A 21699-nucleotide genomic window follows, 5' to 3' on the forward strand; every position below is an offset into this window, starting at 1 on the left:
TTTCAAAATAATACTCAGTATTTCTGTTAAATAAATGAGGAGTAATAACTCCTCATTAAAATTAAGAATTTATTTTAACTCCAGATAGACTTCTAGTAATAAGTTGTTTATTTTTAGTTTTAATTCTTCATTTATCTAAGTAACATATATACAAGTAGGATTAACAATAACAAGCCTACTAAAATTCCTTTTTTTATTAGTTCTTCTCTAATCTAAAATCCTTTTTAATTTTTTATTTAACTTACAAACAAAAATATCATCCAATAATCTTAATATCTTAACATCAAATTGTTTTATTTTTAATGTGAATCTAAAAGATTAATTTAAATCTCATCGATTTTTAAATTTATAAACAAAAACCTTAAAATATGCACAAGGAAACCAATCTCATTAAAAATTTGTTAAAGTAAATATACTAAAATAAATCATCTTTACAAGGAGTCTATATGTTCGTTATTTACAGGCATAGTTTATTGTGTGTCTTTTTCCTATTCTTTACAGGTTGTGCCTATAATCAGCTTGATACTAAAATAAAAAATCCAAGTCTACCTTCAAACTTCAATAACAATAATGTAAATATAGCATTAAAAGAAAACTGGTTATCTAATTTTAATGATAAAGACTTACTTGATATTGTAAATATTGCCTTAAATAATAATTTTGAATTAAAACAATTAGGTTTTGATGTGAAAATAAAACAGCAAGAGTTAATAGCAACAAATAGTCTTCTTTTTCCAAATCTTGACTTTGAAATTAACACTTCAAAAGATGGTGAAATTGGGGGAAGTAGTGATACAACTTCTTTAAATGCTTCATTAGATTTAAGCTATGAAGTTGATTTGTGGGGTAAGCTATCTGATTCTAAAAAAAGTGCAAATATGGACTTGTTGGAGACAAAAGCTTTATATGAAGAAGCTAAACAAGAGTTGATAAGCAATGTATCTTTACTTTATTATAAGATTATAGAATCAAATAAGCTTTTGGATTTATATAAAAAGAATTTACTAACTTCAAAACAATCTTATGAATTAACTCTTTCAAGATATAAACAAGGATTAAGCGAGGCTTTGGATACTTTACTTGCAAAAAACAGTATTTATACTCAAGAGTTAAAAATATCAAATCTTCAAACTACAAAAAGCCAAGCAATATACCAACTTGAACAACTTCTTTCAAACTACCCTTCTGGAAAACTTGATATAAACAAAGATTTGCCATTGATAAAAGAAAAAGCAAATGTTGGAATACCATCAGAATTAATTGAAAGAAAAGCATCAATTAGTGCTTCATGGAATGCTCTTTTATCAAAAGATTATACTTTGGCATTTACACATAAACAAAGATTGCCAAGTCTTAGTATTTCTACTTCATTAGAAAATATAAAAGATGATGGTTTACCAACTTTATGGTCATTAGCTACAGGAATAACTGCACCTATTTTTAATGCTGGAAAATTAAAAGCAAACGAACAAATAGCTTATTATGAATTAAAAAAAGCAGAACAAGAGTATTTAAAAACAGTTTTTGATTCTTTGACAGAGATTGAAACATATATTCAAGAAGAAAAAAACCTAAAAAATGAGTATGAAATATTAAAAACATCAAATGAAAATGCCAAAAAATCTTTGGAATTATCTTTTAATCAATATTTAAAAGGTTTGATTGAATACTCAACGGTTTTAGATTTACAAGAGAGTTTTTATAATACACAAAGCTCAATAATACAAATGCAAGCATCAATAATACAAAACAGTATAAATTTACATAAAGCATTAGGTGGAGACTTTTTACCTAAAGATTATAAGGAAGATAAACAATGAAAAAGATTTTTAAAATATTAATTCCATTTATCATAATACTTGGAACAATTGGAGTTGTTTATATAATATTTGATAATCCACCTGAAGCAAAAAAGCAAAAAGCAAAAGTTTCAAAAATAAAAGTAGAAGTAAAAAAACTTGTAAAACAAGACTTTTTAATTTCCCTTGATAGTTTTGGAACGGCGCAACCAAGTGTTCAGACAACACTTACTTCACAAGTTTCAGGAAAAGTAATCTATGTAAATGACAAGTTCAAAAATGGTGCTTACTTTAAAAAAGGTGATTTACTTGTTCAAATTGAAGATTTAGATTATATTTCTGATGAAAAGATTGCACAAGCACAATTAGTTTTAGCAAAACAAGCTTTATTAGAAGAACAAGCAAAATCTAAACAAGCAAAAGAAGATTGGGAAAAGTTTAATATAAAAGGAAAACCAAATAGTTTAGTATTAAGAGTTCCTCAACTTCAATCAGCAAAAGCAAATCTAATGGCTGCACAAGCACAATTAGAAAAAGCGAAATTAAACTCTAAAAGAACTAAAATTTTAGCTCCTTATGATGGAAGAGTTATAGAAAAAAATGTTTCAATAGCGCAAGTATTAGCAAGTAATACTCAAATAGGAACAATATTTTCAAGTGATGTTATCGAAGTTAGATTACCAATTAAAAACAAAGACTTAAACTTAATTGATATTGACAATAAAGCAAATATAGTATTTAATTCAGAAATAACAAACACAAGCTTTAAAGGAAAAATTGCAAGAAGTGAAAGTAGTATTGATACAAATACAAAACAACTTTATTTAATCGCTGAAATAAAAGAAAACAGTAAAAAAATAAAAATCGGTGAATATTTAAAAGCAAAAATTCAAGCAAAAAAATTAAAAGATGTGATGGTAATTCCAAATGATTCAGTTTATCAAAGCTCTTATGTTTATTTAGAAAAAGATGGAGTTTTACAAAGAAATCAAATTGAGATTTTATGGCAAGATGATAATAATACTTTAGTAAAAAGTGGTTTAAAACAAAATGATAATTTAGTTTTAACAACGCTAGGAGTAGTTAGTTCAGGAACTAAAGTTGATGTATTAGATGAAAATGGAAGTATAAAACAAAATGATGTAAAAAGAAAAAAAGGCAAAAGAAGAGAAGCAGGACAAAAAGGTGATAGAAAACCTCGTAACAAAGGTGAAGACAGATGATTACATGGTTTGCAAAGAACAGTGTTGCCGCAAATTTATTAATGATTACTATTTTTGCATTTGGAATGTTCTCTTTATATAAAATTATACCTTTAGAAATTTTCCCTTCAATTGAAAAAGATGAAGTAAGTATAAGTATGAGTTTAACAGGTGCAACACCAGAAGATGTGGAACAAGGTTTAACAATAAAAATTGAAGAAGCAATTGCTGATTTAGAAGGAATAAAAGAGATAAAAAGTACTTCAAGTGAAGGAAGTTCTTCTGTAAAAGTTGAAATAGATAGTAGTTATGATGCAAAAGTATTATTAGCTGAAATAAAAAATAGAGTTGATGCTATAAATACATTTCCTGATGATGCTGATAAGGCTATAATTGAACAAACTATTAAAAAACGAGATGTTATAGTTGTAACACTTTCAAGTGATTATGATGAAAAAGAAATAAGAGAATATGCACAAAATATAAGAGATGATATTGTCCAGCTTTCAGGTGTAACACAAGCAGAATTAATAGGTATTAGAGATTATGAAATAAGTGTTGAAGTCTCTCAGGATATTCTACTTCAATATGATTTAACAATAAGTGAAATATCAAATGCTATTAATAGTTCAAGTATTGATTTATCTTCAGGTAATTTAAAGACAAGTAATGGAGATATTTTAGTTAGAGTTAAATCTCAAGCTTATACAAAAGATCAATTTGAAAATATTATTATAAAAAGAAATTCAGATGGTTCAACTGTAAGATTAAAAGATATTGCAAATATTAGTGATGGTTTTGAAGAAACACCTTTACGAAGTAGATTTAATGGTAAAAACTCTGTATTTATTGATGTTTTTAGAGTTGGAAAAGAAAGTGCTATTGATGTTGCAGATCAAGTAAAAGATTTTATAGATAAAAAAAGAGAAACTCTTCCTTTAGGATATGAACTTAGTTATTGGGATGATGATTCTTTGATTGTAAAAGGAAGATTATCAATTCTTTTAAATAGTGCGGTTCAAGGTAGTATTTTAATAATCATTTTATTAACACTTTTTTTAAGACCAGCTATTGCTTTTTGGGTATTTTTAGGAATACCTATATCTTTTGCAGGTGCATTTTTTGTAATGCCTATATTTGATATTACTTTAAATGTTTTAAGTCTTTTTGGTTTTATTCTAGTCCTTGGGATTGTAGTTGATGATGCAATTGTAACAGGAGAAAATATTTACACCCATCTAGGAAAATCCCCCAATGGTGAAACAGCAGCAATAAATGGAACAATAGAAATTGCAAAACCTGTAACTTTTGGTGTTTTAACAACAGTAGCAGCTTTTGCTCCTTTAATTTTTGTCCAAGGAGATAGAAGTGCTCTATTTACACAAATACCTTATGTTGTAATTCCTGTACTTCTTTTTTCATTGATTGAATCAAAATTTATTTTGCCATCACATTTAAAACATATAAAATTAAGAGATAAAAACAAAAAGCAAAATAGATTTGAAAAATTCCAACATAAATTTGCAGATGGCTTTGAAGGACTTATTCTAAAATATTATAAACCTATATTAAGAACAGCTATAAATAATAAATTTATTACATTAAGTATTTTTATTTCAATTCTTTCTCTTATTATTGCTTTAATTGTTGGAGGTTGGACAAAATTTATATTCTTTCCAAGAGTTCCTAGTGAATCTATAAGTGTTACATTAACAATGCCCTCAGGTACTCCTTTTGAAGTTACAAATAAACATACTATTCATATAACAAAAGCTGCTGAATTCTTAAGAGAAAAATATAGAGATGAAGATACAAACGAAAGTGTTATAAAAAATATTATGACAAAAACAGGTGGTCGTGGAGGAATTAGCAATCAAGGAAATGTTCAATTTGAAATAACACCACCAGAAAAAAGAGAGATAAAAGTAACATCAGCACAATTAGCAAGAGAATGGCGAGAAATAGCAGGTGATATAATCGGTGCTGAAAATGTTGAATATAGAGCCGAGAGAGGACGAGGTGGAGATCCTATTGATGTTCAACTAACAAGTTCATCTATGGAAACATTAACATTTATTTCAAATGATATAAAAAAATACTTAGAAAATTTTGATACAGTTTTTGATATAACAGATTCCTTATCAGATGGAAAAGAAGAACTTAAAATTGAACTTACAAAAGAAGGAAAACTTTTAGGAATTACAAAACAAGAAGTATCACAACAAGTAAGAGCTGCTATTTATGGGCTAGAAGTTCAAAGTATACAAAGAGGAAGAGATGATGTAAAAGTAATGGTTAGATATGAAGAAGATGATAGGAAATCTATATCAACTTTAAATAATCTTATGATTACAACACAAACAGGTGATAAAATACCTTTAAGTAATATTGCGTATCTTGTACCAAATAAAGGTCCCTCTTCTATTTCAAGAACAAATAGATTTAGAACAATAAATGTAACAGCAGATATAGATAAAGACAATACAAATATGTTTGCACTTCAAAATGAACTTACAAGTTATATGGATGAATTATTGTTAAAATATCCAAATGTAAAATACAGTTTTGAAGGTGAACAAAGAGAACAAGCTGAGACTTTTAACTCTTTAGTTTATTCACTTTTATTTGCTGTATTTGCTATTTATGTGCTTTTGGCAATACCTTTTAAATCTTATGTTCAACCTATAATTGTAATGAGTGTTATTCCTTTTGGAATAATAGGTGCAGTTGTTGGGCATTGGATTTTAGGTATGGATTTAACTATTTTAAGTTTTATGGGAATGTTGGCTTTAATGGGAGTTTTAGTAAATGATTCTTTGGTTTTAGTTGATTATATTAATAAAACTTACGAAGAAAAGAAAGATATTATGTATGCAGTTTTAAATGCAGGAGTTGCGAGATTTAGACCTGTAATGCTTACAAGTTTAACAACTTTTTTTGGTTTATTACCCCTACTTTTTGATAAATCTACAAATGCACAGTTTTTAATTCCAATGGCTACATCACTTGGTTTTGGAATACTTTTTGCAACCTTTACTACACTTATTTTAGTTCCAGTAAATTACTTATTAGTACATAATCTAATCAAGTTTTTTAAAGAATAAAGAAAACTCTTTATTCTTTAATTCTTAAAAAAAACCCTAAAATTCAAAGATTTTAATAATCGTTATTAATATTATTAAGAAATGGTTAAAAAAGTTAATGTATTATTTCAAAAAATTAAATAGGAAATGGAATATGCATAAAAAGGTATGGTTTAAAATACACTGGTTTTTAGGAATAACTGCAGGGATAATATTACTTATTATTGGAACTACTGGGGCTATAATGTCATTTGAAAAAGAGATTTTAAAGATAATTAATAAAGATAGTTATATTGTATCAATTTCTGATACAAAAAAATTATCTACTACAGCTATTCTTGAAAAATTTCAAGAAAATATGCCAAAATCAAAGATAAATAGAATTACTTTTTCAAACGATGCTAGTAGTTCAATAGTAATTAATATAGCAGGAAAAGGAAAGGGAAAAGCAGCTAGAAAAGGTGTTAACTATTTTGTTAATCCATATACAGCAGAAGTTTTACCCGATTTAAAAGGAAAAGATTTTTTTAGTTTTGTAAAAAGACTTCATAGGTGGTTAGCTTTTACAGGTGATGCTAGAGAAGTTGGAAAACAAATAGTTGCTATTTCTACGGTTTCTTTAATTGTTTTAATGATTTCAGCAATAATTATTTATTGGGGAAGAATAAAAAGATCATTTTTCAAAAGTTTCACATTTTCAACAAAGCATAATGGTAGAGCATTTATCTCAACAATGCATAGTGCAGTTGGTATGTGGGTAATACCTTTTTATTTAACATCAGCTTTAACGGGACTTTATTGGTCTTATTCTTGGTATAACACAGCACTTTATAAAATTACAGGTGTAGAAAAACCAAAAAGAGGAATGTCTTCTAGGCAAAATAAACCAAAAGGTGAAAAAATAAGTTTCACTTCTCATGAAAAAGCTATTACTATGTTTAATGACTTAATTAAAGATGATTATTCAAAGGCAACTATAAGTTTACCGAAAAGTGGAACTGTTTATACGGTTAATTATTTAGATGTAAATCCAGCACATTATAGAGCTAGAAATACTTTACAATTTGATATTAGTAATAATAAAATACTAAAAAATGAGAAATATGAAGAAAAACCTTTAAATGAAAAAGTTATGAGTAGTTTTTTACAAGTCCATACAGGAGAATTTTTTGGTGTTGTTGGACAAACAGCTATGTTTATTACATCTTCACTTATGTCATTATTTACAATAACTGGGTTTATGTTATATTTTAACCGTAAGAAAAAGAAAAAATCTAAGATAAAATAGTAGTTTTAAAACTACTATTTTGTTTAATCTTATAAGAATAAAATAACAGTAAAATACTTTTCAATTTTAAAGGATAAATTTATGTTAAAACAAAAAGTAGAAGAATTTCTAAAAAAACAATTTGAAGATATTGAAGAGTCAATTTATACTATTGATATTGAAGATGATTTTATATTTATAGAATTTACACAAATTCTTGGTGAAATTTGTAAAAAAGAGATGATGTTTAGAATAATTGATGAAAATCTTCAATACCACTCTTTATCTTATGGGTGGAAAGTCCTTAATAGAGGAACTAATATTAGGTATTTTTGGATTGATTTATTAAATAAATAATTTATTGTAAGATTAAAATTATCTTACTTTTAGCCTATTCTAAATTAAAGTTTAAATTAAAATAATTTAATTATAATAACGAGAAAAATGAATTAGGAAATATGTGAAAAATAAATATATTAATGAAATTATTGCGGTTAGTGTATTTATTTTTTTATCTTTAATAATAGTAAATTCAAATTTAATTGAAAAAATATATGAATACTCTGTACTTTACAAAAAAAACAATTTTAATTTATATATAATTTTATTTCTTATTTTATCTTTTGTATTATTACTTTATATATTTAAAGAAAATATAGATTTAAATAGAAGTCGTAAAAAATTATTAAAATTGCACAAACTTGATAAACTTACTGGTTTAGAAAATAGAGAATCATTTTTAAATGATAGAAAAAAGAATCTTAATTCATATGTAATAATCCTAAATATAATTGATTTTAAAACTATTAATAAAACACTTGGTTTTGAAAATGCAGATTTACTTTTATGTGAGATCTCAGCTAGATTATTAAAAACTGTAACAAAACATGCAAATACTAAATTATATAGATTATATGGGGATGAATATGGATTTTTTTATAATAAAAATGATGTAGATGGAATCTGTAATATAATAAAAAATGAATTTGAAGATAATGTAATTCACTTTGATAAAAATTATTTTCATTTAGGTTTAAATATTGCGTATTCAAATACTGAGCCAAGATTTTTTACAGCTACATTAGCTTTACATGAGTGTAAAAAAAGCTTAAATAAAAATATATTTTCTTATGACGAAGGTAAATACAATACTGGAGAAAAAGAAGAAACACTCAATATGCTAAAAATTGTCAAAAACTCAATTTTAGAAGATAAAATTGTTCCAGTTTATCATGCAATTATTGATAATAAAACTCAAAAAGTTTCAAAATATGAAACATTAGCTAGAATCAAGCTAGAAGATGGAAAATTATTATCACCTTATTTTTTTATAGAATTATCAAAAAAATTCAAGCTTTATCCGAATATTACAAAGATAATTATTGATAAGGCATTTAATGATTTTAAAAATATTGAATGTGGTTTTTCTATTAATTTTTCATATATTGATATTGATAACGAAGAGATTTTAAAATATTTTTACAAAAAGCTTGATGAAAATAAACAAACAGCGAGAAAACTAACAATTGAAATTCTTGAAACAGAAAATATAGGAAGTTATAGTGAATTATCAATATTTAGAAATAAAATAAGGGAATATGGATGCTCACTAGCTATTGATGATTTTGGTTCTGGATATTCTAATTGGGTAGATATTTTAAATCTACAGCCTGATTATATAAAAATTGATGGTAGTTTAATTCAAAATCTATTAAAAAATCAAGGGAATATAAATCTTGTGAAAACAATAGTGTCTTTTGCAAAAGATAATAATTTTAAAACTATTGCAGAGTTTGTATCAAATGAAGAACTATCTATTTTAGTTAGAGAATTAGGAATAGATTATTCTCAAGGATTCTTTTTTGCTGAACCTGAATTAATAGAAGATATCTAGAATCTTTTAATTATGAGATGTTTTTTATTACTTATTTAACTTCTTTATTTATAAAAAGAAGTTAAAATCACCTATATATTATTTATTTAATAAACATTTTTCAAAAAATAAGATATAATTAAAAAAATTATAAAATTCATAAGGAAATAGATGTCATTAGGGAAAAAAATTTTATTTTTATTTATAGCTTTAATTATTCTAATAATATATACTATATCAACATTTAATTATAAGACAATATCAAATGATAATCAAATGCAAAATATAAATACTGATAATAAAAACTTAATGTTTGATGAATATGAAGATTCATTTGTAGTAAAAATAAGTAAATTTAAAAATTCGATATTAGAAAAATTAGGATTTAATCCTAAAAATGGAATTAATAAAAATAAAAAACCTATTGATTTTGAATTGATAAAATCTGATGGTATTGTTCTTATGAATGGTACTTTTAAAAATGAATTACAAGTAAAAAGTATAGTTGACTTATTAAATATCAATAGAAATGGTAATTATATATTTGAAGAAAATAGAGTTAAAGATGCTGTTTTATTAAATAAATTATCTTTATTAATAGATTCTTTTAAAGAGTTTTTTGTAGATGGGTCTAAGTTATCTATAGAAGATGGAAAAATCTTATTAAAAGGTGAGTTAGAAGATTCTAATTTTAAACCTTTATTAAATTCAATAATATTAAAAAGTAAACTTAATATTATTATGGATATTAAAGAACCTTTTAAATCAAATACAGACAAAGTTATTGATAATATTTCTGAAGAAATAAAAAATGAATCTATAGAATTAAATATCGAATCTGAAGATAAATTAAATAAAGCAGAAAATACTAGGACAGAAGTTATAGATACAAGGTCAAAAACAGTTATAATAGCCCAAAATAGTATTAATGAATTAACTTCAGATAATAAAATTACTTTTAAAAGAAGAAGTACAAATATAACAGAAGAATCAAAAAGTACAATTACAGAAATTGCAAATATATTATTGGCAAATAGTAAGTTAAATGTAGAAGTTGGTGGGCATACTGATTCAAGAGGTAGAGCATCTTTAAATAAAAGAATATCACAAGATAGAGCTAATAGTGTTAAAAATGCTTTAGTTACTCTTGGTGTTGATCCTAAGAGGATTAAAGCTGTAGGATATGGAGAAGACTTTCCTATTGCTAAAGATGATGCTGATGGATTGTCAGAGATTAATAGAAGAGTAGAGTTTATAGTAGGAGAAGAGAAATGATTGAAACGGCATCATTGATAGTTGTAAATTTAGTAATTGCAGCATTTATTGGGGGAATTATTGGGTATTTACTTGGAAAAAGTTCTGGAAGTACTTATAGACCTTCTAATAATAAAAATGTTAAAGATGATGTAGTTAATATAAAATCAAAATCTAGTGTAAATCCAATTTTTAGAAAAAATTCTAGTGTGGATAATAAACCACTTATTTTAAGCTCACCAAGACCTTCAGGTAAAGATAAACTTATTAAAATTAAGGGCATTGATTCTAAAGTTGAAGAGAATTTAAATAAACTTGGTATATTCCATTTTAACCAAATTGCTGCATGGTCAAATAAAAATTGTGATTGGATAGAAGAATTTCTATCATTACCTAATTGTGCCAAAAAGAATCAATGGGTTGAGCAAGCAAAAATTTTAGAGGCAGGGAAGCAAACTGTTTATAGTCAAAAAATTGAGAATGGAGAAGTAGATGCTAATTAAAATTAAACATTTATCTTTTTTAATTTTCGAATAATACTAGCAATATCTCTTGAATAATCTCTAGCTCTTTTGCTATTATATTTCCATCCACCGTTATAACTGCTCCAAACTTTTTTCCAGTCATTTTTATGAACTTTTTTCCAATAAACTAATTCAGCAATTGCATTTTTAGTAGCAAATTTAAAATCAGATATCAATTTCATAGCATATTTATTTCTATTCCAAGAAGTATTTTTTGCTTTTTGCCTACTAAGAACAGTTTTAATATTTGCTTGATAAAGACCATAATCTTTGCTATCTACATTTACAAGATATTTTCCAATTGATGATTCTTTAATCGCAATAGCCATTAGTGTATAGCTAAGGCCTAGTTTTTTACCTTGTTTTTTTATTTGTTTTAGTGTCTTAATTTCTTTTGATGTTAATTTCGATGGGTTAAAATTTGATGCAAATATATTTGTTATTAATAACATTACTAATAATGTAATTTTTATATTCATATATGTTTCCTTTATTATTTCTTAAATTAAAGTGCGAATTATATATTAAATATAACAAATTGTCAAATTTTAGCTATTTTTTACTAGTTTTCGGTGTATTTTAACTTACTATTTAGTTTGTCCTTATTATAATTCCAAAAAAATTTAATGAGATGTAAAAAGATTGAAAAAACAAGAATTCAAAAAATTAATTAGAGAGATTGGCTTTACTTCTCAACGAAGTTTTGCAGAAGAGATAGGTGTAAAAGCAACTACTTTTACAACATACAAATTTATACCAAATCACATAGTAAGAATTATTAAAATAGCATTACTAGCCAAACAAAGTGGTGTAGCTTTAGAAGATATCAAAGCTGCAATGAAAATAGATTAAATTTTTAATCTATTTCCTTTTATTTGAATTTCTCACATTTTAAATTTATTTTTATAAATTTCTTACTAATTATCTAAACCAATATTTATATATTTTCTTACTTTTTTTATTTCATCTAAATCAATTTCTTGAATTATCATCTCTTTTTCATCATCTTTATTTACATTTCCAAATGGTGAAATAATTGCACTTCCTTTTCCCATATTAAAATCAGCACTATTTGAAGCAATCACAAAACATTGATTTATTAAAGCAAGAGATTTTGAAATAGTTTCATAATGATCTTTTCTTTTTATTCCCCACATTGAAGGATTTAAAATAATATCAGCACCTTTTACTTTTTGCCAAAGTTGGGGAAATCTTAACTCAAAGCAAATTAGTGTTGCAATTTTTATTCCATTTATTTCAATTATTTTAATATCTTCTTTTTTTCCTACTGTAAAATACTCGTGTTCATTTCCTAAAGGAAAGAGTTTGACTTTTGATTGAGTATGAATTACTTCTTGTTTATCAAAAATATGAAGTGTATTATAAAACTTTCCATTTTCTTCTGTAATTAATGTTAAGGCTATTGTTTTATTTATAGCTAATTGTTTTATTTGTTCAATTGCTTTAATAGAAAATTCTGCTGCTTCTTGCATTTTGTCATAGCAAAAACCACTTAGTGCAATTTCAGGAGCTAGGATAATTGAATCTTGTGGAGCTTTTGTTATTAAATCTTTTAAATGTTTTAGATTCTTTGAAAAATCTTCATCTGTTTTAATTTGTAGTGATACTAAGTTCATTTATTTCCTTTTTTATTAATCTTTCTAGGGCATTTTGATATGTTTTAGCTGTTGCATAAGAGCTTGCTTCATATTTTGTCACAAGTATTGGATTTGTATTTGATGCTCTTACTAATGCCCAACCATATTCAAAGTTAATTCTAAGACCATCAACTTTTATAATATTTTTTATAATTGGAAAATCTCTATTTTTTTTCTTTAGTGATTTTTCTATTTCTTTTATAAGTGGGAATTTATCTTCTTCTTTTACTTCTATTTCAATATTAGAACTTGTATATATCTTTGGAAGTGAATCTATCTCTTCATCTATATTCATTCCTGATTGGATTAATTCTAATACTCTAAATGTTGCATAAATTGCATCATCATAACCATAATATCTATCATTAAAAAATATATGCCCTGAAACCTCAGCTGCTAAATCAGCGTTTAATTCCTGAAGCTTTAATCGTAAGTTTGAATATCCAGTTTTATTCATAACAGAAGTTCCATGAGTATTAATTTCATCAAAAACATTCTGTGAGTATGTAACCTCTCCTATTATTACAGGATTTTTCATAGTTTTAGAAAATAAAAAAGCTAAAATATCACCTTTAATATTATGCTTTTGTGTTAGAACTGCAATTCTATCTGCATCACCATCATAAGCAAAACCATAATGACAATCATCTTTTAAAAGGCTTTTCAAATCTTTTAAGTTTTTTTCATTACTTGGGTCTGGGTGATGATTTGGAAAATCACCATCTGGTTTTGTATATAAAGCTTTATAGTTTAGATTTAGTTTATCAAATATTTTTGTAATAACTGTATTTGCCATACCGTTTCCACAATCTATTACAAATTTTGTAGGAAAGTCTTTTAAATGTGAGAATTGTTTAATCATATAATCTATATATAAAGTTTTTGCATCAACTTTAATAAAGTTATGATTATCAAGAATTTCTATACTTTCATTTGTCTTTATATCTTCAAAAAGCTTGATTAAATCATCTGCAAAGTATGGTTGATTTTGTATTGTAGTTTTAAAGCCATTATATTTTTTTGCATTGTGGCTACCTGTTATCATAATTGAAGCATCAGGTTTAATTTGTGTATTATCTATACTAAACTCTTGATATGAAGCAAAATAATTAACACCAGTTGCTACAAGTCCAATATTTAATACTTTACATCCAGATTTATTAAGTCCTGAAATCAAAGATTCAAAAAGCATATAAGAGTGTTTTCTAATATCATAGCCTACAACAATATACGCTTGCTTCTTTGTTCTTCTTTGTATTTCTAAACCTAAGTAATACCCTATTAGTTTAGTATTATGGCTATTTAATTCTTTTGGGACAATACCTCTAATATCATATTGTCTAAATATTGATTGATTTATCACTTAAACTCTTTTACTTTCTAAATCTAATAAAAAAGCTTTTGCTTTTTCTCCTCCTGCATATACATTAGTACTTTGATCATCTTTTTGGATTCTATGACAAGGAACTATAATATTTAACATATTTTGTGCCAGTGGACTTTCAATTGCCTTAGCTGTTGCTCTTTGTGTTTGTAAGCTATCAATCTTTGAAGCAAATGTAGAAAAACTCTGTGTAGTACCATAGGGTATATTTAATAACTCTTTCCATACTTCTATTTGAAATGTTGAACCTAAAAATTGCATTGGTAATTCAAAGCTTGTTCTTTTTTTATTAAAATATTCATCAAGCTGAACTCTTAGCATATCAAAGTATTCACACTCTGCTGGAATAACATCAGTATCAAAACTCTTTTTTAAAATATCAATTCTAGCTTCTATATTAAAAGGTGTAAAGTAACAAAGCATTACAATTCCTTTTTTTGAAGCAGCTGCAAACATTTGACCAAATGGAGTATCTATTGTAGTTGTTAGTATTATTTCTTTTGTCTTTGTTTTATATTCTCTCATAAGTGAATTTTATCATAAAGAAAATAAGTTATAATGATTTATTAAATAAATAAGATTAAAAATATTAAGAATATTAAAACTAGGAATACATATATGAATACGCAATTAAAACAAGAATTAGATGATAAAAAATTAAAAGGTGCATTTTTTGGTGCAATCGTTGGTGATGCTTTATGTTTAGGTTCACACTATGAGTATGATGCAAAAAAGATATATGAAGCTTATGGACAAAAACCAATAGAAAAGTTTATGAGTCCTGGTGAAATGATGGGAGGAGAAACTCACGGTATTGGTTGGGGTCAAAGAAACTATCATCCAGGAAAAAGTGCAGGAGGAACTACAGATTATGGTGATTATAATATCTTAGTTTTAGAACACCTAGCAAGTATTGCAAATCCTCCTAGAGCTTTTGAAGTAGCACCTATGCTTCCACATTGGATGAATAGATTAGAACACTCTTGGGGTTCATGGATTTGTACTATGACAAAAGAGACATACTCTCAAGTTAAAAATGGAACAGCTGTTGAGTATCTTGGCGGTATTTCAAATGCAACAGCAATAAGACACGTGGCAGCTCACTCATACTATGAAACAGAAGAAGAGATAGTTGATGTTGCAAGAAAAGCTATGTTTACACATAAGGACTTTTATGCTCTTGGTGGTGGTGAGTTTTTTGCTCGCGTTACTCATAGAGTTTTAAGAGGTGAAGAGCCAAGGTCTGCAATTGAAGATGTTGCAATTTTAATGGGTGGTTTCTTTGAAGAAAAAACAAAACAAGCAATTGAGAAATATGAAGAAGCTACAAATCCTCAAAGTGATTTATCAAAAGAGTTATTTTGTGATGATTTAGCAATTACTTCAATGGCAAGACTTTGGGATATTGGAAGAAGTGAGCCTATTAAAGTAGGAAAAGCTAGTCCAACTGAAGGAACAATGCCTGGAAGTATTTACTTTATACTAAAATATGCAAACGAAAAAGATGGTCTTAAAAAAGCCCTACAAGCAAATGCAATGGTAGGTGGAGATAATGCCTCAAGAGCAATTGCAATTGGAATGGTATTAGGTGCATATTTTGGTGTTGATGCAATTCCTAATGAATGGAAAGAGACTTTGGATCAATGGGATTATTGTGAGAACTTATTAAATAAATTGCCTTTATTACAAAAGTAGTATTAAGTAGTACAAAATGAACAAACACTTAAATGACAAAATAAAAGTACTCTATGTAGAAGATGATGAAGTTGCTAGAGAAAATGGTATAGAGTACTTAGAAAACTATTTTAAGAATATATATGAAGCAGGTGATGCTTTAAGTGCATTAAGGCTTTATGAAAAGCATCAACCTCATCTAATCATTACAGATATTCAAATGCCAAAATTAAATGGTTTGGAGTTTATTCAAAGAATTAGACAAAATGATAAGAAAGTACAAGTGATTGTAATATCTGCTTTTTCACATAAAGACTATTTGTTTAAAGCAATAGAACTGCAACTTGTAAAGTATTTGATTAAACCAGTTAAAGAAAATGAGTTTGAAGAAGCTTTGAATTTATGTATAGAGAGTATTACAAATAACACTTCTAATATTTATACTTTAAATGATGAATGTACCTTTGATATTTTTAATCATACACTAGTATACAAAAATGAAATTGTTAAACTACGAACAAAAGAGATAGACTTTCTAACTCTTTTACTTACAAATAAAAATAGATATGTATCTTATAGTGAAATAGAAAACTATGTATGGAATGATAGTGTTATGAGTAAAGATGCTTTAAAGACTTTAGTTAAGAATATAAAAACTAAAATTCCAAAAGAGCTAATATCAAATCTATCAGGAACTGGATATAAAATTGAATACGCTCATATATGATTTAAATACAATACTTGTATATGGAATTACCTTTGGTATTTTGATTATGACTATTGTATATACCTTGATTAGATATATATACTCAAAAGAGATGTTTTATATTAGTTATTGTTTTATGCAAGTTTTCTCTTTAGTATATATAGTGGTATATAGTAAGCTTTTTTCTATAAGTTCAGTTTTTCAAGAATTAGCTTTAGGTTTTGCAAGTTTGAGTGCTATAGTATTTGCTATATCTTTTTATGAAGGCAAGTTTTTCCCTAAGATGAGAAACTTTAAAGAGTTAGTATTTAACACCCTACTTTTTAATCTTGTAATATTAAGTGCTTTTTACCACTATATGCTTTTTGAGTATTTACCTTATAGTATAATATATGCAATTTTATTTGTATCAATTATTTTTAATTTGAAACAAGAATTTAAACCTACTGTTATATATGTTCTTGGTTGGTCTGCTTTATGTTTTATATTGTTTGTAATAGACTTTAAAAGCGTTTATATACAAAGTGGATATATGGATTTAGTTTTATTAGTTTTTGGTATAGAAGCGATTCTTTTTACTATATCAGTTGCCTATAGATATAATAATCTAAAAATACAAAGTAAATCTTATGAAGATATGTTATTACAACAATCAAGATTAGCAAAATCAGGTGAAATGATTGGAAATATTACTCATCAATTTAGACAGCCATTGAATAACTTATCGTATATATTGATGAACTTAAAAAAACGCTTTGAAAAGCAAAATCTTGATGAGGTATATTTTGAGAAAAAAATCACACAAGCAAATAGCCAGTTACAGTTTTTATCAAAAACTATTGATGACTTTAAAGAGTTTTACACTCCTTCAAAACAAAAAGAAAACTTTAGTGTTAAAGAGTCAATATTAAGTTGTCTTACAATACTTGATTCAAATTTAAAAAAGAAAAATATTAATTTAGAGTTTAATATAAATACAGATGAAAATATTAAAATATTTGGAGTTAAAAATGAACTTTCACAAGTAGTACTTGCAATTGTATCAAATGCAAGTGATGCTTTAAGTAATACAGAAAAACCAAATATAAAAATAGATATTAGCTCTAGCAATGCTGAGGTTATAATTAGTATTGAAGATAATGCTGGCGGAATAAATAAAAAGAATTTAGGTAAAATTTTCGAGCCATATTTTACTACAAAGATTGATGGTTCTGGAATTGGTCTTTATTTATCAAAGTTAATTATTGAAGAGAGTTTTGAAGGAAGAATTGAAGTAGAAAACAAAAAAGAGGGAGCAGTTTTCACCCTCTTTTTTGAGAAATCATTTGACTAATCTTTTATTAAGTCGTTTCTTGGATAAATAAATGCTAGTTCTCTTTGTAAAGTAATCTTTTTATCTTCAAGTGCTCTTGCAATTAGTTTTATTTTTAATGGTGTGTCTTTCTTATCTGATAAATAAAGTCTTTTTTTAGTCTCTATAATTAGAATCTTTTTTATTCTTTTATTAGCAGCTAAACTAAAGGGCTTAAATCTTTTTATTCTAAAGTTTTCTTTATCCTCTAAACTTAAATCAAAAGTATATGTTTTATCTTGCGTATTTTGAAATGTTAAAATATAATTATTAGAAACTTTTGCATTTTCTTTAATATTATAAAGCTTAGTAGTCTTATTTATATTTAGTAAAAAGTATTCTTTTTTTGAAGCAAAAACTCCAGCTAAAATAACACATAATAAAAGTGAAATAAAATATGTAACATTTCTTTTTGTAAGAAGTCTTGATATTCTTTTATTTATAACACTATTTGTACTTCCCCAGTTGATTAATGATTTTTTACCAAGTTTTCCCATTACTGTAGTACATGCATCAGAACATTCTAAACAGTTTATACACTCAACTTGTAAACCTTTTCTAATATCAATATTTGTAGGACAAATTTTCACACAAGCTTCACACGTTGTACACTCTTCATTTGCTTTCCATTCTTTCATTTTGAAAATAGATTTTTCATTATTTACAAAAACATTTCCACCTCTTGAAGTATCATATACAACTTGTTTTGTGTCATCGTCATATAAAACAGATTGTATTCTAGAATATGGACAAATATAAACACAGAAGTTTTCTTTCATAAATACAATATCAAAAACTAAAAACATTGCAATTGAGATTATAAATATAATCATAAATGAATGATTAGCAGGATCTTGAATATAAACAAAAAAATCTTCAGGAGGAACAAAATACCACATAAAGTTTGTAGCAATAATAGTTGAAATAATAATCCAAAGAAAAATAGATATATATTTTTTCAGTTGATTTGATTTTTTTGAATAATCAATATCTTTTTGTTTGTTTTTAATTCTTCTAATATCTAAAATAGTACTCTCAATTAAATCTCTATAAATAGTTCTAAAGATTGTTTGAGGACATGACCATCCACACCAAACTCTACCAAAAATAGTAGTCATAGCAAAAATACCAATAAATAAAAACATTAGTAAAAATGGCATAACATAAAGTTCATTTACATTATAAACAAAGCCTAAGATATGAAATTGTAATTTATCAAATGATAAAAGTAACATATGATTACCATCAATTGTAATAAAAGGTATTACTAGCGTAAATGCAGTGATGAATAGATATGTGAGGTATCTTTTTTTAGTATAAGACATATAAACTCCTTTTGTTTAGTAGGAGTTTATATTTTTTTGGTGTTCATTTGGTGGTATGTTAAATTTTTAATGAAATTAATAGACTATTTTATTTCTTCCATCTTGTTTTGCTTTATATAAATTTTCATCGACTTTTATAAAAAGTTCTTCTATATCTTTTTCATTACTTTTAGTAATGATTCCAACACTAATAGTTATTGGTCTTTTAAGTAATTCTCTTAAAATTTCATCATTTTTTATTTTTATTCTTAATCTTTCTGCTAATTTATAAGCACTGATATTATTCACTTTTGGAAGAAGTGCTATAAATTCATCACCTCCCCATCTTGCAATTAAATCATGTTCTCTAAATGTTCTTTTAAATAAATTTGAAACTCTAACTAGAACTTTATCACCTACTAAATGTCCAAATTCATCATTAATTCTTTTAAAATTATCTATATCAAATAAAATAAGAGTTAAATCTTCTTTACTTGAATCAAAAATATTTTTAAAAGCTTTATCAAAATTATTTCTATTATTTAATGACGTTAATTTGTCTGTAGATGCGAATTTATGAAGAGTATTTTGATTATTATTTATATAATAAATGATTAATATCATTATGATAACAATGATAATTGTAAACATTAGAATATTTAAATAAAAAGTATTTTCAATTTCTTGTGTAAATTGTTCTTCGGTTGCTTCAACACATAAATATAAATCTAATTCTTCTATAAATCTTATATTCATGATATAGTTTTTACCATCTTTTACATACTCTTGTGTTGTTTTATTATTTTGATTAAAATTATTAATTATTGAAGTTATAAATTTGGGATTTTTTTCATCAAATGAATTCATATCTTTTGAAGTAATTAATTTTTTCTTTTCTTTACTAAAAAGATAGATATTATGATTATATTTCTTTTTATAAACTTTTAATAAATTACTTATATGTGATGTTTGTAAACCAACTCCCACTGCGGCAATAAAATTACCGTTAGAGTCTTTAACTTTATAATTTGTAAAAATAGTCATATAATCTTTATAGGCTAAATCAATATCAATATTACTCTCATAAATACCTGTAATATTTTTTAGTCTATAAAACCATTTATCTCTTTGTTCTTTTTGATTTATTTTTTTTAAAATACCTTTTGAGTAGTAATAATTATTTGTTATATTTGATACTAAAAAACTACTAGAAGTATCGTATTTATTTTTAATTGACTCCAAATAAGAAGATATTTCATTTACATTTTTTTCTCCATTTAAAATCCAATTAATCATAAATGTATCTTGCGCCATTAAAGAAGATATTAAATTAGGTTTTAATAAATCTCTTTGAATCTCAGAATAAATGCTATTACTACTTAAAGGTAAAGATTTATATTTTAGTTCGTCTTTTGTTAAATCAACTGCAATTTTATAGCTAAAGTATGAAGTTGTAAAAAAACCTAATAATAAAAGAATACTGATTAAAACAAGAAGTTTATATTTATTAAATATAGAGTTAGACATTAATTACTCCTTTTGATATTTAGTTATAGCAAAATATTATTTAATTTTTCTTTTTTATATAGTTTTTTAATTGTTCTTATATTTATTATTTCGCTAGATTTTATTCTTCAAAGCCTCGTAAGCAATTAATATTTTTTTACGTTCTATTCCCCAACGGTAACCACTCATGGCACCAGATTTTGCTAAAACTCTATGACAAGGTACTAAATAACCGATATGATTTGAGCCAATTGCACTAGCCACTGCCCTTACTGCTTTTGGTTTATTTATACTATTTGCAATTTCTTGATAAGTTGTAATAGTTCCATTTGGAATATTTAATAAGGCTTTCCAAATATTTATTTGAAAATTTGTTCCTTTTACATATAAATCAAACTTCTTTTTTTCAATAAAAATATTGTCAAGATAATCTTGTGCTTTTTTATCATCTTTTATCAATGTTGCTTTTTCCCAAATCTCTTTAAATCTTGAAAAAATCGAATCTTTGTTATTATCAACAAAACCAAGATAAGAAATACCTCTTTTTGTAAAAGCAATTAAAGCTTCACCAAAAGGTGTAAAGCCATAACCATAAGTAATTTCTACATTTTTTCCTGATTGTTTATACTCTTTTGGTGTAACTCCAATGATGTTTACAAATAAATCATGAAGTCTACTAGGACTTGATAAACCTATATCAAGTGAGCTATCAAGAATACTTTTGGATTCTTTTAAATGCTCTTTTGCATAGTTTAGTGTAACTGATTGTAAAAATTGAATTGGAGTAACACCAACGTACTCTTTGAATACTCTAATAAGATGGAATTTACTCATTCCTATGTATTTTGAGATGGTGTCTATTGAGGGTTGTTCTTTGAAGTTTTCATCAATATATCTTATTACTTTTTCTATTTTTTTATAGTTTTCATTTTCAAGTAATAGTTTATCATCCATGATATTTCCTAAGAGCTTTAAGTTAAGTGGTATTTTATACCACTTAAACTTTTAATTAGTTAAGAAAATATATTGCTAAGTAGATTCTTAATACGTAGATTGAGTATAAATCACAAAATTAGATGCTAGTTCTTTTAACTCTTGTGCTATTGTTTCTTGT

At 25.6% G+C, this 21699-nt stretch carries 19 protein-coding genes; 12 read left to right on the plus strand and 7 right to left on the minus strand.

The window, feature by feature from the left end:
- Positions 1–446 precede the first annotated feature (446 nt).
- The 8 genes from D9T19_RS11890 (at position 447) to D9T19_RS11925 (ending at position 10981) form a co-directional block, all read left to right on the plus strand.
- Positions 447–1820: a TolC family protein gene (locus D9T19_RS11890; protein ID WP_121628459.1), complete on the plus strand. Its 1374-nt coding sequence runs from the start codon at positions 447–449 to the stop codon at positions 1818–1820.
- Positions 1817–3022, plus strand: a complete 1206-nt coding sequence (locus D9T19_RS11895; RefSeq protein ID WP_121628460.1) for an efflux RND transporter periplasmic adaptor subunit — start codon at positions 1817–1819, stop codon at positions 3020–3022. The genes D9T19_RS11890 and D9T19_RS11895 overlap by 4 nt, the downstream gene beginning before the upstream one ends.
- Positions 3019–6105 carry an efflux RND transporter permease subunit gene (locus tag D9T19_RS11900; RefSeq protein WP_121628461.1) on the plus strand — a complete coding sequence of 1029 codons (3087 nt, stop codon included), beginning with the start codon at positions 3019–3021 and terminating at the stop codon, positions 6103–6105. The genes D9T19_RS11895 and D9T19_RS11900 overlap by 4 nt, the downstream gene beginning before the upstream one ends.
- Before the next feature lie 133 nt (positions 6106–6238).
- A complete protein-coding gene (locus D9T19_RS11905; RefSeq protein WP_121628462.1) occupies positions 6239–7372 on the plus strand; it encodes a PepSY-associated TM helix domain-containing protein in 1134 nt (377 codons plus the stop codon).
- 81 nt (positions 7373–7453) lie between these two features.
- Positions 7454–7708, plus strand: a complete 255-nt coding sequence (locus tag D9T19_RS11910; protein ID WP_121628463.1) for a hypothetical protein — start codon at positions 7454–7456, stop codon at positions 7706–7708.
- A gap of 103 nt (positions 7709–7811) precedes the next feature.
- A complete protein-coding gene (locus tag D9T19_RS11915; RefSeq protein WP_121628464.1) occupies positions 7812–9245 on the plus strand; it encodes an EAL domain-containing protein in 1434 nt (477 codons plus the stop codon).
- 150 nt (positions 9246–9395) lie between these two features.
- Positions 9396–10499, plus strand: coding sequence for an OmpA family protein (locus tag D9T19_RS11920; protein WP_121628465.1), 1104 nt, complete (start codon positions 9396–9398; stop codon positions 10497–10499).
- Positions 10496–10981, plus strand: coding sequence for a helix-hairpin-helix domain-containing protein (locus tag D9T19_RS11925; protein WP_121628466.1), 486 nt, complete (start codon positions 10496–10498; stop codon positions 10979–10981). Before D9T19_RS11920 ends, D9T19_RS11925 begins: the two co-directional genes overlap by 4 nt.
- A 2-nt stretch (positions 10982–10983) precedes the next feature.
- Here the strand turns inward: D9T19_RS11925 and D9T19_RS11930 are convergent, their stop codons facing one another.
- Positions 10984–11481, minus strand: a complete 498-nt coding sequence (locus tag D9T19_RS11930; protein ID WP_121628467.1) for a transglycosylase SLT domain-containing protein — start codon at positions 11479–11481, stop codon at positions 10984–10986.
- 163 nt (positions 11482–11644) lie between these two features.
- Between D9T19_RS11930 and D9T19_RS11935 the strand changes: the two genes are divergently transcribed.
- Positions 11645–11854, plus strand: coding sequence for a hypothetical protein (locus tag D9T19_RS11935; protein ID WP_121628468.1), 210 nt, complete (start codon positions 11645–11647; stop codon positions 11852–11854).
- A 65-nt stretch (positions 11855–11919) separates the two neighbouring features.
- On the opposite strand, the gene D9T19_RS11940 is transcribed toward D9T19_RS11935, so the two are convergent.
- The 3 genes from D9T19_RS11940 to D9T19_RS11950 are packed head-to-tail and all read right to left on the minus strand — an operon-like array spanning position 11920 to position 14569.
- Positions 11920–12639: a carbon-nitrogen hydrolase family protein gene (locus D9T19_RS11940; RefSeq protein WP_121628469.1), complete on the minus strand. Its 720-nt coding sequence runs from the start codon at positions 12637–12639 to the stop codon at positions 11920–11922.
- Positions 12614–14023, minus strand: coding sequence for a phosphomannomutase/phosphoglucomutase (locus D9T19_RS11945; RefSeq protein ID WP_121628470.1), 1410 nt, complete (start codon positions 14021–14023; stop codon positions 12614–12616). The genes D9T19_RS11940 and D9T19_RS11945 overlap by 26 nt, the downstream gene beginning before the upstream one ends.
- A complete protein-coding gene (locus D9T19_RS11950; protein WP_121628471.1) occupies positions 14024–14569 on the minus strand; it encodes a methylated-DNA--[protein]-cysteine S-methyltransferase in 546 nt (181 codons plus the stop codon). It abuts the gene before it with no gap.
- A 93-nt stretch (positions 14570–14662) separates the two neighbouring features.
- On the opposite strand from D9T19_RS11950, the gene D9T19_RS11955 reads away from it, so the two are divergent.
- From D9T19_RS11955 to D9T19_RS11965, 3 genes are read left to right on the plus strand one after another with little or no spacing between them, the layout of a single operon-like run.
- Positions 14663–15739: an ADP-ribosylglycohydrolase family protein gene (locus D9T19_RS11955; RefSeq protein ID WP_121628472.1), complete on the plus strand. Its 1077-nt coding sequence runs from the start codon at positions 14663–14665 to the stop codon at positions 15737–15739.
- Positions 15740–15755: 16 nt separating this feature from the next.
- Complete coding sequence (locus D9T19_RS11960) at positions 15756–16445, plus strand: response regulator transcription factor (RefSeq protein ID WP_121628473.1); 690 nt, start codon at positions 15756–15758, stop codon at positions 16443–16445.
- Entirely contained in the window at positions 16426–17757 is a 1332-nt protein-coding gene (locus D9T19_RS11965; RefSeq protein WP_228198005.1) for a sensor histidine kinase, read from the plus strand. The genes D9T19_RS11960 and D9T19_RS11965 overlap by 20 nt, the downstream gene beginning before the upstream one ends.
- Here the strand turns inward: D9T19_RS11965 and ccoG are convergent.
- From ccoG to D9T19_RS11980, 3 genes are all read right to left on the minus strand, one after another.
- Positions 17754–19100, minus strand: a complete 1347-nt coding sequence (gene ccoG, locus D9T19_RS11970; protein ID WP_121628474.1) for a cytochrome c oxidase accessory protein CcoG — start codon at positions 19098–19100, stop codon at positions 17754–17756. The genes D9T19_RS11965 and ccoG overlap by 4 nt on opposite strands.
- Before the next feature lie 75 nt (positions 19101–19175).
- The gene (locus D9T19_RS11975) at positions 19176–20606 is read right to left on the minus strand and encodes a sensor domain-containing diguanylate cyclase (protein ID WP_121628475.1); all 1431 of its coding nucleotides are present in this window, start codon (positions 20604–20606) and stop codon (positions 19176–19178) included.
- A gap of 93 nt (positions 20607–20699) precedes the next feature.
- Positions 20700–21539, minus strand: a complete 840-nt coding sequence (locus D9T19_RS11980) for a bifunctional helix-turn-helix domain-containing protein/methylated-DNA--[protein]-cysteine S-methyltransferase (protein WP_121628476.1) — start codon at positions 21537–21539, stop codon at positions 20700–20702.
- Positions 21540–21699: the final 160 nt, after the last annotated feature.

Source organism: Poseidonibacter antarcticus (genome assembly GCF_003667345.1).
In the GTDB taxonomy this organism is placed as follows: Bacteria; Campylobacterota; Campylobacteria; order Campylobacterales; family Arcobacteraceae; genus Poseidonibacter; species Poseidonibacter antarcticus.

Excerpts from the sequence above, each read along its gene's own strand:
- D9T19_RS11890 (WP_121628459.1), top strand. The coding sequence starts at position 447 with ATGTTCGTTATTTACAGGCATAGTTTATTGTGTGTCTTTTTCCTATTC.
- D9T19_RS11895 (WP_121628460.1), top strand. The coding sequence starts at position 1,817 with ATGAAAAAGATTTTTAAAATATTAATTCCATTTATCATAATACTTGGA.
- D9T19_RS11900 (WP_121628461.1), top strand. The coding sequence starts at position 3,019 with ATGATTACATGGTTTGCAAAGAACAGTGTTGCCGCAAATTTATTAATG.
- D9T19_RS11905 (WP_121628462.1), top strand. The coding sequence starts at position 6,239 with ATGCATAAAAAGGTATGGTTTAAAATACACTGGTTTTTAGGAATAACT.
- D9T19_RS11910 (WP_121628463.1), top strand. The coding sequence starts at position 7,454 with ATGTTAAAACAAAAAGTAGAAGAATTTCTAAAAAAACAATTTGAAGAT.
- D9T19_RS11920 (WP_121628465.1), top strand. The coding sequence starts at position 9,396 with ATGTCATTAGGGAAAAAAATTTTATTTTTATTTATAGCTTTAATTATT.
- D9T19_RS11925 (WP_121628466.1), top strand. The coding sequence starts at position 10,496 with ATGATTGAAACGGCATCATTGATAGTTGTAAATTTAGTAATTGCAGCA.
- D9T19_RS11930 (WP_121628467.1), bottom strand. The coding sequence starts at position 11,481 with ATGAATATAAAAATTACATTATTAGTAATGTTATTAATAACAAATATA.
- D9T19_RS11940 (WP_121628469.1), bottom strand. The coding sequence starts at position 12,639 with ATGAACTTAGTATCACTACAAATTAAAACAGATGAAGATTTTTCAAAG.
- D9T19_RS11950 (WP_121628471.1), bottom strand. The coding sequence starts at position 14,569 with ATGAGAGAATATAAAACAAAGACAAAAGAAATAATACTAACAACTACA.
- D9T19_RS11955 (WP_121628472.1), top strand. The coding sequence starts at position 14,663 with ATGAATACGCAATTAAAACAAGAATTAGATGATAAAAAATTAAAAGGT.
- D9T19_RS11960 (WP_121628473.1), top strand. The coding sequence starts at position 15,756 with ATGAACAAACACTTAAATGACAAAATAAAAGTACTCTATGTAGAAGAT.
- ccoG (WP_121628474.1), bottom strand. The coding sequence starts at position 19,100 with ATGTCTTATACTAAAAAAAGATACCTCACATATCTATTCATCACTGCA.
- D9T19_RS11975 (WP_121628475.1), bottom strand. The coding sequence starts at position 20,606 with ATGTCTAACTCTATATTTAATAAATATAAACTTCTTGTTTTAATCAGT.
- D9T19_RS11980 (WP_121628476.1), bottom strand. The coding sequence starts at position 21,539 with ATGGATGATAAACTATTACTTGAAAATGAAAACTATAAAAAAATAGAA.